This window comes from Collinsella aerofaciens ATCC 25986 (genome assembly GCF_964237925.1).
GTDB classification, from domain to species: Bacteria; Actinomycetota; Coriobacteriia; order Coriobacteriales; family Coriobacteriaceae; genus Collinsella; species Collinsella aerofaciens_BJ.
Window position 1 is genome coordinate 1 of the sequence record NZ_CAXSKI010000031.1, and the last position, 11,571, is coordinate 11,571.

Here is an 11,571-nt window from a genome sequence, read left to right on the forward strand (position 1 = left end):
GGGTGGCTGAGCCCGATGGAGTACCGCAGGAAGCTTGGATACGCCTAGGCGCGGTCCAAGAAATCGTCCGCACCCCCCCTGCGTTGTTTAGACACAAAAAAAGTTCCGATCTTTTGCCAAAGCGTTTCGAAACGGTTTCAAAACCGCAGGTAGAAGTGTTAACGAGCGGTAAACGGTCGATTTATCACCGTGAACGGTGCAAAAACGTTTTACCGTATGAATCAACGGAAGCGGCCTCTTCTGGGGTGATATAGTGACAACAACACGTCACGTGGTTACTACCAGTTTAGAAACCACTGGTCTTCAAAGAACGCTTTCCAAGAAGCTTTAAGGGCAATTGCCCGCTGGCTTTCGAAAATCATCGGACTCAGATCGTACACACCTTCGGAAGGGAAATTTGAATGGTTGGCTTTATTCTTACCGGTCATGGACAGTTCGCACCCGGCCTTGCAAGCGCTATCGCTATGGTTGCCGGCGACCAGCCTGCTTTTACCGTCGTTCCTTTTGAGGGCGACCAGGCCGCATCCTACGGTGAGGATCTCCGCGCCGCTATTACCGCCATGCGCGAGGAGTGCGATGGCGTGCTCGTCTTTACCGACCTGCTTGGCGGCACCCCGTTCAACCAGTCGATGATGATTGCCCAGGATGTCGACAACGTCGAGGTTCTGACTGGCACCAACCTTCCCATGGTTATTGAGCTTCTGTTCCTCCGCGGCAATGCCACGCTCGCCGAGCTTGGCGAGCAGGCCGTGACCGTTGGCCAGACGGGCGTCACCGCCCAGACGGTCGCATCCGTTGCCGGCTCCGAGGAAGAGGATATCTTCGGCGACGAGGACGGCATCTAATGGCCGATTTCGGAGCCAACGTCCTGAGCTCCTCGGTCGCCCTTTTAGGCCTGCTTGTCATCATGGGCTTGATTTACACCATCTGGTCGCAAATCAACATGAAGAAGAAGCAGAAGTACTTCAAGGAGCTGCACACCGAGCTCAAGCCGGGTCAAGAGGTTCTTTTCGCCGGCGGTATCTACGGAACCGTCAAAGGCATCGAAGGCGAGAAGGTCCAGATCAAAGTCCGATCCGGAGCCGTCGTAGATGTTTCGCGTTACGCGATTCAGGAGATCAAGTAACTGTCGTCAGCAAATAACGAAAGGAAGCTGATCAACATGGCAGAACCCAACATTCTTCTTACCCGCATCGATAACCGACTGGTTCATGGTCAGGTTGCCACCCAGTGGAACTCCACCCTGGGCTCCAACCTCATCCTCGTCGCCAACGACGACGTGGCGTCCAACACCATGCGCCAGAACCTCATGAAGATGGCCGCTCCCGCCGGCGTCGCTACGCGTTTCTTCTCTCTGCAGAAGACCATCGACGTCATTGGCAAGGCGAGCCCGCGCCAGAAGATCTTCATCGTGGCCGAAACACCGGAAGACGTGCTTACGCTCGTCAAGGGCGGTGTGCCTATAAAGAAGGTAAACATCGGCAACATGCACATGTCGGAAGGAAAGCGCCAAGTCGCCACCTCCGTCGCAGTTAACGACGAGGATGTCGCTGCGTTTAAAGAGCTGCAGGAATTGGGGGTGGAGTTGGAGATCAGGCGCGTTCCGAGCACGCCTGTTGAGGACACGAGCAAGCTCTTCTCGTAATCCTCGTGATCCACGTTGTCAGGAGTGAAACCCTGACGTTCTGTACGTGAAATCCAAAGTGCGTACATACATTTTGAAAGGAGGAGCAAGATGGAATACTCGATCATCCAGATCGCTCTGGTCTTCGTCGTCACGTTCATCGCGGCAATCGACCAGTTTGACTTCCTCGAGTCTCTCTATCAGCCCATCGTCACCGGCGCCGTCATCGGTCTTATCCTTGGCGACCTCAACACCGGTCTTCTCGTGGGTGGTACCTATCAGCTCATGACGATCGGCAACATGCCGATCGGAGGCGCTCAGCCGCCTAACGCCGTCATCGGCGGCATCATGGCAGCCATTCTCGCTATCGCCACGGGCCTCGAGCCCAACGCGGCAGTCGGCCTCGCCATTCCGTTCGCTCTGCTTGGCCAGCTTGGCGTTACCCTGGTCTTCACGCTTATGTCCCCGCTTATGTCCACGGCCGATAACATGGCTCACAACGCGGACACCAAGGGCATCGAGCGCCTGAACTACTTCGCCATGGCTCTGCTCGGCCTGATCTTCGCTGTCGTCGTCACCCTGTTCTTCATCGCTGGCGCTACCATCGGTCAGACCATCGCTTCTGCCATCCCGACTTGGCTGCAGACCGGTCTCTCCGCTGCAGGCGGCATGATGCGCTTCGTCGGCTTCGCCGTCCTGCTCAAGGTTATGATGAACCGCGATATGTGGGGCTTCTTCCTCATGGGCTTTGGCCTCGCGCTCATCACCGTTGCCAACGATTCGCTGGCAACCCCTGCTCTGCTCATCCTCGCTCTCATCGGCTTCGGCATCGCTTTCTGGGACTTCCAGCAGCAGACCGAGCTGAAGGGTGCAGCTGTTTCTGACGGAGGTGACTTCGAAGATGGCATCTAATGAGTATGTGATCCCGGAGCACTACGAGGATCTCACTCCTGCTCCGCAGCTCGACCAGAAGACCCTCAACAAGATGGCTTGGCGCTCCTGCTTCCTGCAGGCATCGTTCAACTACGAGCGCATGCAGGCCGCTGGCTGGCTTTACTCCATCATTCCCGGTCTGGAGAAGATCCACACCAACAAGAACGACCTCGCGGCTTCCATGAGCCACAACCTGGAGTTCTTCAACACCCACCCGTTCCTCGTCACCTTTGTTATGGGCATCGTGCTTTCGCTCGAGCAGAACAAGGTTGACATCCCCACGATCCGCGCCGTCCGCGTCGCCGCAATGGGCCCGCTCGGTGGTATCGGTGACGCCCTGTTCTGGCTGACGCTCGTGCCTATCACGGCCGGCATCACCTCCAACATGGCCATCAACGGCAACGCCGCTGCACCGATCATCTTCCTGGTGATCTTCAACGTCGTCCAGTTCGCTCTGCGCTTCTGGCTCATGAACTGGTCCTACAAGCTTGGCACCAGCGCTATTGACGCTCTGACCGCCAACATGCAGGCCTTCACGCGTGCCGCTTCCATCATGGGCGTCTTCGTCGTCGGTTGCCTGGTCGTCACCATGGGTGGCACCCAGATCAACCTCCAGATCCCCAACGGCACCACCCGTGGTCTCTCCGCTACTACCGTGATCGTCTCCGAGAAGGAGGCCGAGAACTTCACCGGTATGGAGGGCATCGATACCGAGACCGCTGAGGCCGGTACCATCGCCATGACCGATAAGGACGGCAACGCCCTTACCGCTTCCGATGCCGACGGCAACGCTGTCGAGTGCGGCGTCACCGATCTGGGTAACGGCATGGAGTCCGTGACCTACGGCACCGTTACCGAGGATCCGGTCAACTTCTCTGTTGCCGACACCCTCAACACCATCGTCCCGAAGCTCGTCCCGCTTATGCTTACGCTGCTGCTTTACTACATGTTCGCTAAGCACAGCTGGACCCCGACCAAGGGCATTCTCCTGCTCTTCGTCCTTGGCATCCTGGGCGCTGGCCCGCTTGGTCTCTGGCCGAGCATCTGGTAAGGCTCTAGCTTGAGGGGTGTGTCCCTACGCGGCTCACACCCCGACCCCTTAAGCCATGTGTATGTTAAAAGCCGCGTGCTCGAAAGAGCGCGCGGCTTTTGTTTTCTTAATGATTCGGGTGTGGCAGACAGATAATGCATAACACCCTAGGTAGTTAGCCGAATTCGAGCAAAAGGGAGGATAGGATGGCGATCGGAGCGCGTAAGCAACCGCTGTACGATCAGTTGGTCGATATTCTGACCGAAAAGATTGACCATGAATATCGCGCCGGTGACATGATTCCTTCCGAGCGCGAACTTTCGGAGCGCTATGGTCTCTCGCGCACTACGGTACGCCTGGCTCTGCAGGAACTGGAGCGTTTAGGACTGGTGGTTCGGCAGCACGGTCGCGGTACCTTTGTGACCGACCGTTCGGCAAAAGCAACCAATCTTATGCAGTCCTACAGCTTTACCGAGCAGATGCGCGCGATGGGTCGAGAACCCGAGACCACGATTCTCGAGTTTTGCGAGATGGAGGCCGATAAGAATCTGGCCGAGCATATGGGATTGCGCATCGGTGATCGCATTTTTAAGCTCAAGCGCCTTCGCTCTGCCGACAACATGCCCATGATGGTCGAACGCAGCTATCTACCGGTTCGTCAATTTCTGTCCCTAAAGCGACCGCTGCTGGAGCGTAAGCCGCTTTACGATGTGATTGAGCAGGACTTTCAGCAAAAGATTCGCGTGGCCGAAGAGGAGTTCTATGCGAGCATAGCCCGTCCCACCGATGCCCACCTTTTGGGAATTGTCGAGGGCTCGCCTGTGCTCGATTTGGTCAGGACTACGTATAACGAGTCAAACGAGGTAGTGGAGTACACACTCTCGGTTGCTCGTGCCGATCAGTTTAAATACAAGGTTTACCACCAGCGCAGTAACTAGTGCTCGCATCGTTTCCATATGGTGATTCTTTGCATTTAACTGGTTACTACCAGATAACCAACCGAAGTGTATAATTGCACGTCAGATGATTACTTCTAGAGAGAGGTATTAAAAATGTTCGAGAAGAGTGTCGAGGAGCTCACCGAGCTCGGCGCCCAGATCACCACGGCCGAGATTGCTCAGCAGCCCGAGCTTTGGCGTGATACGCTCAACATCTATCGCGAGAACAAGGAGGCCATCGAGGCCTTCCTGGCCGAGGCTCGCGCTATGGGCGAGGGCCGTCTGTCCGTTGTCTTCACCGGTGCCGGTACGTCCGACTACGTTGGCGATACCTGCGCCCCGTACCTGCGTCACGCTGGCAACACTGATCTCTACGACTTTAAGCCCATCGCCACGACCGACATCGTGAGCGCCCCGCGCGACTTCCTGCGCGCCGAGGATCCCACGCTCGTGGTTTCCTTTGCCCGCTCTGGCAACAGCCCCGAGAGCCTTGCCGCCGTTGCCGTTGCCAAGGAGCTCGTCCACAACGTCAAGTTCCTCAACATCACTTGCGCTCCCGAGGGCAAGCTCGCCGTCGAGTCTGCCGATGATCCCAACGCGCTGACGCTGCTCATTCCGCGCGCCAACGACAAGGGCTTCGCCATGACCGGTTCTTATTCCTGCATGACCCTGCTCTCTACCCTTATTTTCGACACTGCCTCTGATGAGCAGAAGGCCGAGTGGGTCGAGACGATTGCCAAGATGGGCGAGGAGGTCATCTCCCGTGAGCCCGAGATCGCCGATTACCTGGCTGGCGACTTCAACCGCGTGACCTACTTGGGTTCTGGCTCCTTCGGTGGCCTTGCCCAGGAGAGCCAGCTCAAGATCCTCGAGCTCGCTCACGGTCTGGTCGCTACTTCCTACGACACCTCCATGGGCTATCGTCATGGACCTAAGTCCTTCGTCGACGATAAGACGCTCGTCTTCGTGTTCGTCAATAACGACGCCTACACCCGTCAGTACGACATCGACATCCTCAACGAGATCGGTGGCGACGAGATCGCTCAGCACACCATCGCCGTTCAGCAGGAAGGTGCCACCGTCTATGAGGGTGAGTCCTTCACCTTTAAGGGCTACGAGGCACTTCCCGAGGGCTACCTTGCTCTGCCGTTCGTGATGTTTGCCCAGGCTATCAGCCTGCTCAACTCCGTGCGCGTGGGCAACACGCCCGACACGCCGAGCCCCACTGGCACGGTCAACCGCGTGGTTAAGGGCGTGACGATTCACCCCTTCACCGCTTAATCGCGTCCCCCTGTAAGGGCGCCCGTCCGCTCATAACGGCGGGCGGGCGCTTTTTGTTTTACGTGAGCTGGGTATAAGCATCACCACAGTCAACTGCTTTAGAAGCAAGGAGTGCATATGAGCACGTACGCAATTAAGGCTGACAAGTTCTTCTTGCCGGCAGGCCCGCAACTGGGCGGCTATCTTATGGTCGAGGATGGCGTCTTTGGCGCCTGGCAGGCCGACGAGCCCTCTTGCGAGATTAAGGACTACACGGGATCGTGGATCGCACCGGGTATGGTCGATACTCACATCCATGGCTTCTACAACCACTCAACTACCGATAACGATCCCGAGGGCATCGATATCAGCTCGACCGAGCTCGCCCGTCGCGGTACCACCAGCTGGCTGCCCACGACGTTCACCGATGGCGTCGAGCAGATCAAGGACGCCTGCGCCGCCATCGCTCAGGCGGACGAGGGTCGCGGCCCCGACTTCTGCGGTGCCCGCATTCAGGGCATCTACCTGGAGGGCCCCTTCTTTACCATGAAGCACGTGGGCGCGCAGAACCCCGCTTACCTCATCGATCCCTCCGAGGAGGTCTTCGATCAGTGGCAGGAGGCTGCGGGTGGTCGCATCGTTAAGAGCGCCATGGCGGCCGAGCGCGACGGTGCCGCTGCTTATGCGGCTGCTCTGAACGCCAAGGGTGTGGTGACCAGCATCGGTCACTCCGATGCCACCTACGATGAGTGCATCGCCGCCATCAACGCCGGTGCCAGCTGCTTTACGCATACCTATAACGGTCAGCGCGGCCTGCATCACCGTGAGCCCGGTGTCGTGGGCGCTGCCATGTCCACGCCCGAGACCTACGCCGAGATCATCTGTGACGGCAAGCACGTAAACCCTGCCGCCATCAAGGCACTGCTGCAGGCAAAGGGCTGGCAGCACACGGTGCTCATCACCGACTGCCTGGGTTGCGGCGGCATGCCCGAGGGCAGCTACACCAGTGGTGGCATGGACGTCATCATGAAGGACAACCTGTGCTGGCTCGCTGACGGCAAGAGCATTGCCGGCTCGGTGCTCACGCTTGCCCAGGGTGTCAAGAACATCGTCGACTGGGGCATCGCCAGCGCCGATATCGCCATTCGCATGGCAACCGAGGTGCCGGCACGCTCCGCGCACATCGAGGATAAGTGCGGCAGCATCATGCCGGGTCGCGACGCCGACTTTGTCGTGTTCGACCATGAGCTCACCCTCGTCGAGACGTATGTTGGCGGCCAGAGCGTCGGCAACGCCTTTACCGAGTAACGATAGAAAAAGACGGCGGGCCCGAATCTGCTCGGACCCGCCGTATGGGTTAAACGCTCAAAAGCACCTTCACAGTTACAGCTTGTTAGCGATCTTCTTTGCCGTGCGCTTGACGCCGGCCACAAGACCTCCCGCAGGATGCTCCTTTTCGTAGGCTAGACGCTTCTCACGCTTGGCGTACTCTTCGACGATGATGTCGCCATACTCGTCTTCGATCTTGTCGAAGAAGTCGACGGCGCCCTTAATTTCCTCGGCGGTCGGGTGTCCCTTTTGGACACCGCCGGCGAGCTTGAACGGCCCCCACGTATCAAAACCGGGGCAGCCGTAGACACCCATAAAGATGGCCTGCTTCATGCGGCAGATGCCATCGATATCCTTGCCGTACCACTTGTTTTTGCCACCGTAGGTCATGAGGCCAAACACCTTGTCTTGCGGCTGCAGCACATTGGTGAGCACGCGTGCCATATCTTTGTCGATCTCGGAGTAATAGATGCCCGTGGCGACGCCGATTAGATGATATTCGTGCAGGTTGGGGTACTCGTTTTTGCCGAGTGACTTCACGTCGAGGGTATCGATCTCGGGGTGCGCCTCGACGATGGCGTCCACGAGCTTTTTCGTATTGCCGTGATGGCGCGAGGCGTAGAGGATGATGGTTCGCATAAGAAGGCCTTTCAGCTGTAATTGCATCAATGTCTGTATGGTACCCCGTTACATGGCGGGGATACCGGCCGCATCGATGAACGTGCGGGTTTGTCCTTTGGTCAGGGCCGAGACGGGTTCTTGCGAGCAAAAAGCAGTTGTTCGAAAGGATGGGCAATGGAATACGCTCTTTCCAACGATTCGATTTCTATCAAGGTTTCCACGGCCGGCGGCTCGTTTACCTCGATTGAGGCTGACGGACGCGAGTATTTGTGGCAGGGCGATCCCGCCGTGTGGTCCGGCCAGGCACCGATTTGCTTCCCGATTTGCGGAGGCTTGCGCGACAACAGCGCCATGACATTTGCCGGGCATCATGTAAAGCTCGCTCGCCACGGGTTTGCGCGCAAACAGGAGTGGAAGCTGTTGAGCCAAGGCGAGAACGAGCTGGCGATGTGCCTGGCTTCGGAGGATAACGCCGCATTGCTGAGTGATTATCCGTATCCGTTTAAGCTTGTCGCTCGTTATGCGCTCGAGGATACCGCCGTGCGCGTCTCCTATGAGGTGACCAACGAGGGAACCGAGGACATGCCGTTCTTTATCGGCGGTCATCCCGGCTTCAGGTGTCCGCTCGATGAGGGCGAGGCCTATACGGACTACGAGCTGCGCTTTGAGAAAGACGAGGCTGCGGAGCTTTGCACCGCCGTGCCCTCGACCGGATTGATTGACGTGGCAAACCGTTCCAAGAACCCCATGGTGGGAAAGACGCTGCCCCTGTCGCACGAGCTCTTCGATTTTGCGGAGACCATCTTTGACGTGCTCGAGAGCCGCCAGGTCACGCTTTCTAAGAAGGGGGAGGACAAGGGCGTTCGCCTGAGCTTCGAGGGCTTCCCGTATCTCATTGTGTGGAGTAAGCCCGAGGGCGATTTTGTGGCGGTTGAGCCTTGGGGCGGTCTCTCGACCTGCTCCGATGAGGACGACGTGCTTGAGCATAAGCGCGGCTGCCTTGTCGCCAAGCCCAAGGAGACCGTCGTCCGCTCGTTCACGATTGAGATTCTGTAATTCCGTTTTGTCGACTCGTATCGCGAGGCATAAGGAGCCTGCGAGATAAGGAGCTAAAAATGATCCTCACCGTTACGATGAACCCGTCTGTCGATACGCGCTATCAGCTCGATGAGCTCATTATCGACGACGTCAACCGCGTGACGCCCGAAAAGACCGCCGGCGGCAAGGGCCTCAACGTGGCCCGTGTGCTGGGTCAGCTGGGCGACGACGTTGTGGCAACCGGTTTGCTCGGCGGCCACATGGGCGCCTACATGGCTGAGCTCATGGATGCTAACGGTATTAACAACGACTTTGTGCCCATCAAGGGCGAGACTCGCATTTGCCTCAACATCCTCCACGCCGGCAACCAGACCGAGCTGCTCGAGAGTGGCCCGACAATTGCCCCCGAGGAACTCGATGCCTTTACCGCCAAGTTTACTGAGCTTGCGGGCAAGGCCGACGTTGTCACCATTTCGGGTTCTCTGCCCCGCGGTGTCGAGGCAGACTACTATGCCAAGATCACGGGCATTGCCGAGAACGCCGGCGCCAAGGTGCTGCTCGATACCTCGGGTGCTTCGCTCGAGGCCGCCCTTAAGTCCGAAATTAAGCCCGAGCTGGTCAAGCCTAACCTGACCGAGATCAACGGCCTTCTGGGCACGAGCTTTACCACCGACGATGTGGACGAGCTCCGCGCCGCGCTCGCCTCTGATGCCCGCTTCTCCGATATCCCCTGGGTCGTCGTGTCCATGGGCGCTGCCGGCTCCGTTGGCTTCCACAATGGCCGTGCGTTCCGCGCAAAGACGCCCGATATCCCTGCCGTTAACGCCACGGGCTCTGGTGACTCCACTATCGCTGGCTTCGCGCATGCCATTGCTGCTGGCGCAGACGACGAGACGGTGCTGCGTACCGCCAACACCTGCGGCAAGCTCAATGCCATGGATCCCATGACTGGCCATCTGGTCATGGACCGTTGGGACGAGGTCTACAACGGCGTTGTCGTGACCGAGCTGTAAGGGCTTGGGTGTCGGCCCCGGCATCGCTTGCTAGCTCATGTCGACGACAAGTGCGATAGCATTATGTCGGGGCGCGACGCCGACGTTGTCGTGTTCAATCCCGACCTTACCCTGGTCGAGACGTATGTGGGCGGCAACAGCGTCGGTAACGCGTTTATCGCGTAGCCGCCAAAGAAACGATCCGAGAGGGGATTTAGATGATTTACGGTGCATTGGGCGATATCGAGGAGTACCGCGGAATGCTCAAGGGCCTCGACGTGCTGATCGACTGGCTCGAGGAGAACGATCCGGCGCAGCTCGAGGTCGGCAGCCATCCGGTTCTGGGCGACAAGGTCTATGCGAACGTCATGGCTCCCACGACGCGTCCCGAGGCCGAGGCTCACTATGAGACGCATCAGCGCTATCACGACCTGCAGATCGACGTCGAGGGTCGCGAGGCCTTTAAGGTTGCCACGGGCAGCCTGACGCTGGTTCAGGAGTTTGACGAGAAGGACGACTACGATCTGGTCGATTCCGACGCCTCGATCGCCGGCGATCTTGCTGACGACAAGTTCGCGCTGTTTGTTGCCGGCGAGCCTCACATGCCCACGCTCGAGTTCCCGGGCGATGGCGCGCAGCCGGTCAAGAAGATCTGCTTTAAGCTGCTTGCAGACGCTTACTGGGAGGAGTAACGAACTGCTCGTGAGCTAGCGTGATTTCCCTTGGGGAACGCGTTTGAGCCCCGCTGATCGCGGTCCCCTTGGGGATTGCGGTTGGCGGGGCTTGTTGTTGAGTAGGGGAGTTGCCGACGGCGTTGTGCTTGGATTGGCGGATGCGCGCTCGAAATCGGCAACAAAAAAGCCGCCCGAAGGCGGCTATCTTGTGCAATGGAGCCAGCGACCGGGCTCGAACCGGTGACCCCCGCTTTACGAGAGCGGTGCTCTACCAACTGAGCTACGCTGGCGGCCATGTGATGACGCAACTGAGGCGTCAACGGCTGTCTATGATACGGGACATCGCACATCCGCGCAAGGGTTCTGACGGCTTTTCTCACTTTAAATGCACTAATATTGGAGACGTGATGTCTTGCTCTTACGGGTCTCAAAGAGAATGGGGCAGCCATGGCTCAACCCAAGATTCTTCTCACACGCATCGACGACCGGTTTATTTGCGGGCAAGACATTGAGCTGTGGAACGAGGCGACTGGTTCCAACCTTGTCCTAATCGTCAACGATGAGATCGCGGCGGATTCGCGCCAATGGGCACCCATGAGGGTGGCGGCGCCAGAAGGCGTTTGGACACGGTTTTTCTCGGTGCAAAGGACCATCGACATCATTCATACCGCGACGCTGCGCCAATGGATTCTCATCATGGTGGCGTCGCCCACGGATGCACTCGCGCTGGTTAAGGGTGGAGTGCCGATCACCAAGATCAGCATTGGCCATATGCAGGCAGGGGAGGGCAAGCGCCCCATAACGCCCGCAGTCGCCACAGACGATGCGGACGTCGCTGCTCTCAGAGAGCTGCAAAAGCTCGGCATAGAACTAGAAATCCGCTATCTCCCCAGCTCCAATCCCGACCCCATCGGCAATCTGTTCAACTGATCCCTTGGGGACGGAGAAAAACGAATCATTTTGCCCTTGCGAGGGACGCGTGCGATGCTGCCTGTCAAAAACAATGCCCATTTACTACGTTTGATCGGCTATCGCCGAGCATGTCGAATTTGAGAAAAACAAAACCGACGCTCCTATAAGTTGTCAAGAGGCAGTTTGCGGGAGCGTTCTCTCCAATTCGCACAGGAGCTCG

Annotated in this window: 14 protein-coding genes and 1 tRNA gene; 13 read left to right on the plus strand and 2 right to left on the minus strand. The window is 58.0% G+C overall.

Going from position 1 to position 11,571, the window contains the following annotated elements; genetic code table 11:
• The 9 genes from ACESWY_RS10105 to nagA all read left to right on the plus strand — a co-directional run.
• Positions 1-254 (plus strand): hypothetical protein (locus ACESWY_RS10105; RefSeq protein ID WP_373202375.1); only part of this gene is annotated, 254 nt, incomplete at its 5' end.
• A gap of 147 nt (positions 255-401) precedes the next feature.
• Complete coding sequence (locus tag ACESWY_RS10110; RefSeq protein WP_035137680.1) at positions 402-845, plus strand: PTS sugar transporter subunit IIA; 444 nt, start codon at positions 402-404, stop codon at positions 843-845.
• Positions 845-1,126: a preprotein translocase subunit YajC gene (yajC, locus tag ACESWY_RS10115; protein WP_022094612.1), complete on the plus strand. Its 282-nt coding sequence runs from the start codon at positions 845-847 to the stop codon at positions 1,124-1,126. The genes ACESWY_RS10110 and yajC overlap by 1 nt, the downstream gene beginning before the upstream one ends.
• Positions 1,127-1,162: 36 nt before the next feature.
• Positions 1,163-1,645, plus strand: a complete 483-nt coding sequence (gene agaV, locus ACESWY_RS10120) for a PTS N-acetylgalactosamine transporter subunit IIB (protein WP_022094611.1) — start codon at positions 1,163-1,165, stop codon at positions 1,643-1,645.
• Between the two features lie 90 nt (positions 1,646-1,735).
• Positions 1,736-2,536: a PTS mannose/fructose/sorbose/N-acetylgalactosamine transporter subunit IIC gene (locus ACESWY_RS10125; RefSeq protein WP_022094610.1), complete on the plus strand. Its 801-nt coding sequence runs from the start codon at positions 1,736-1,738 to the stop codon at positions 2,534-2,536.
• Positions 2,526-3,608 (plus strand): PTS system mannose/fructose/sorbose family transporter subunit IID, encoded by a 1,083-nt coding sequence (locus ACESWY_RS10130; protein ID WP_055251210.1) that lies wholly within the window; start codon positions 2,526-2,528, stop codon positions 3,606-3,608. Before ACESWY_RS10125 ends, ACESWY_RS10130 begins: the two co-directional genes overlap by 11 nt.
• 185 nt (positions 3,609-3,793) lie before the next feature.
• Positions 3,794-4,525 (plus strand): GntR family transcriptional regulator, encoded by a 732-nt coding sequence (locus ACESWY_RS10135; RefSeq protein WP_022094608.1) that lies wholly within the window; start codon positions 3,794-3,796, stop codon positions 4,523-4,525.
• Positions 4,526-4,639: 114 nt separating this feature from the next.
• Complete coding sequence (locus ACESWY_RS10140) at positions 4,640-5,806, plus strand: AgaS family sugar isomerase (RefSeq protein WP_035137674.1); 1,167 nt, start codon at positions 4,640-4,642, stop codon at positions 5,804-5,806.
• A 117-nt stretch (positions 5,807-5,923) separates the two neighbouring features.
• Positions 5,924-7,093: an N-acetylglucosamine-6-phosphate deacetylase gene (gene nagA / locus ACESWY_RS10145; protein ID WP_022094606.1), complete on the plus strand. Its 1,170-nt coding sequence runs from the start codon at positions 5,924-5,926 to the stop codon at positions 7,091-7,093.
• A 75-nt stretch (positions 7,094-7,168) separates the two neighbouring features.
• Here nagA and ACESWY_RS10150 read toward each other — a convergent pair whose 3' ends face one another.
• Entirely contained in the window at positions 7,169-7,753 is a 585-nt protein-coding gene (locus ACESWY_RS10150; protein ID WP_161144535.1) for a flavodoxin domain-containing protein, read from the minus strand.
• 156 nt (positions 7,754-7,909) lie between these two features.
• Here ACESWY_RS10150 and ACESWY_RS10155 point away from each other — a divergent pair, with 156 nt between their 5' ends.
• From ACESWY_RS10155 to ACESWY_RS10165, 3 genes are all read left to right on the plus strand, one after another.
• Positions 7,910-8,791, plus strand: a complete 882-nt coding sequence (locus tag ACESWY_RS10155) for an aldose 1-epimerase family protein (RefSeq protein ID WP_161144534.1) — start codon at positions 7,910-7,912, stop codon at positions 8,789-8,791.
• A 59-nt stretch (positions 8,792-8,850) separates the two neighbouring features.
• Positions 8,851-9,786 (plus strand): hexose kinase, encoded by a 936-nt coding sequence (locus ACESWY_RS10160; protein ID WP_022093844.1) that lies wholly within the window; start codon positions 8,851-8,853, stop codon positions 9,784-9,786.
• A gap of 197 nt (positions 9,787-9,983) precedes the next feature.
• On the plus strand, positions 9,984-10,457 hold the full coding sequence (locus tag ACESWY_RS10165; RefSeq protein WP_373093975.1) for a NanQ anomerase/TabA/YiaL family protein: 474 nt from the start codon (positions 9,984-9,986) through the stop codon (positions 10,455-10,457).
• A 196-nt stretch (positions 10,458-10,653) separates the two neighbouring features.
• Here the strand turns inward: ACESWY_RS10165 and ACESWY_RS10170 are convergent.
• A tRNA-Thr gene (locus ACESWY_RS10170) sits at positions 10,654-10,729 on the minus strand.
• Between the two features lie 157 nt (positions 10,730-10,886).
• Here ACESWY_RS10170 and ACESWY_RS10175 point away from each other — a divergent pair.
• Positions 10,887-11,369, plus strand: a complete 483-nt coding sequence (locus ACESWY_RS10175; protein ID WP_373093973.1) for a PTS sugar transporter subunit IIB — start codon at positions 10,887-10,889, stop codon at positions 11,367-11,369.
• The last annotated feature ends 202 nt before the right edge of the window (positions 11,370-11,571 follow it).

What these genes read in the sequence shown, in the direction of transcription:
- ACESWY_RS10160 (WP_022093844.1), top strand. Translation starts at nt 8,851, where the DNA reads ATGATCCTCACCGTTACGATGAACCCGTCTGTCGATACGCGCTATCAG.
- ACESWY_RS10165 (WP_373093975.1), top strand. Translation starts at nt 9,984, where the DNA reads ATGATTTACGGTGCATTGGGCGATATCGAGGAGTACCGCGGAATGCTC.
- ACESWY_RS10125 (WP_022094610.1), top strand. Translation starts at nt 1,736, where the DNA reads ATGGAATACTCGATCATCCAGATCGCTCTGGTCTTCGTCGTCACGTTC.
- ACESWY_RS10110 (WP_035137680.1), top strand. Translation starts at nt 402, where the DNA reads ATGGTTGGCTTTATTCTTACCGGTCATGGACAGTTCGCACCCGGCCTT.
- nagA (WP_022094606.1), top strand. Translation starts at nt 5,924, where the DNA reads ATGAGCACGTACGCAATTAAGGCTGACAAGTTCTTCTTGCCGGCAGGC.
- ACESWY_RS10150 (WP_161144535.1), bottom strand. Translation starts at nt 7,753, where the DNA reads ATGCGAACCATCATCCTCTACGCCTCGCGCCATCACGGCAATACGAAA.
- ACESWY_RS10130 (WP_055251210.1), top strand. Translation starts at nt 2,526, where the DNA reads ATGGCATCTAATGAGTATGTGATCCCGGAGCACTACGAGGATCTCACT.
- agaV (WP_022094611.1), top strand. Translation starts at nt 1,163, where the DNA reads ATGGCAGAACCCAACATTCTTCTTACCCGCATCGATAACCGACTGGTT.
- ACESWY_RS10175 (WP_373093973.1), top strand. Translation starts at nt 10,887, where the DNA reads ATGGCTCAACCCAAGATTCTTCTCACACGCATCGACGACCGGTTTATT.
- ACESWY_RS10140 (WP_035137674.1), top strand. Translation starts at nt 4,640, where the DNA reads ATGTTCGAGAAGAGTGTCGAGGAGCTCACCGAGCTCGGCGCCCAGATC.
- ACESWY_RS10135 (WP_022094608.1), top strand. Translation starts at nt 3,794, where the DNA reads ATGGCGATCGGAGCGCGTAAGCAACCGCTGTACGATCAGTTGGTCGAT.
- yajC (WP_022094612.1), top strand. Translation starts at nt 845, where the DNA reads ATGGCCGATTTCGGAGCCAACGTCCTGAGCTCCTCGGTCGCCCTTTTA.
- ACESWY_RS10155 (WP_161144534.1), top strand. Translation starts at nt 7,910, where the DNA reads ATGGAATACGCTCTTTCCAACGATTCGATTTCTATCAAGGTTTCCACG.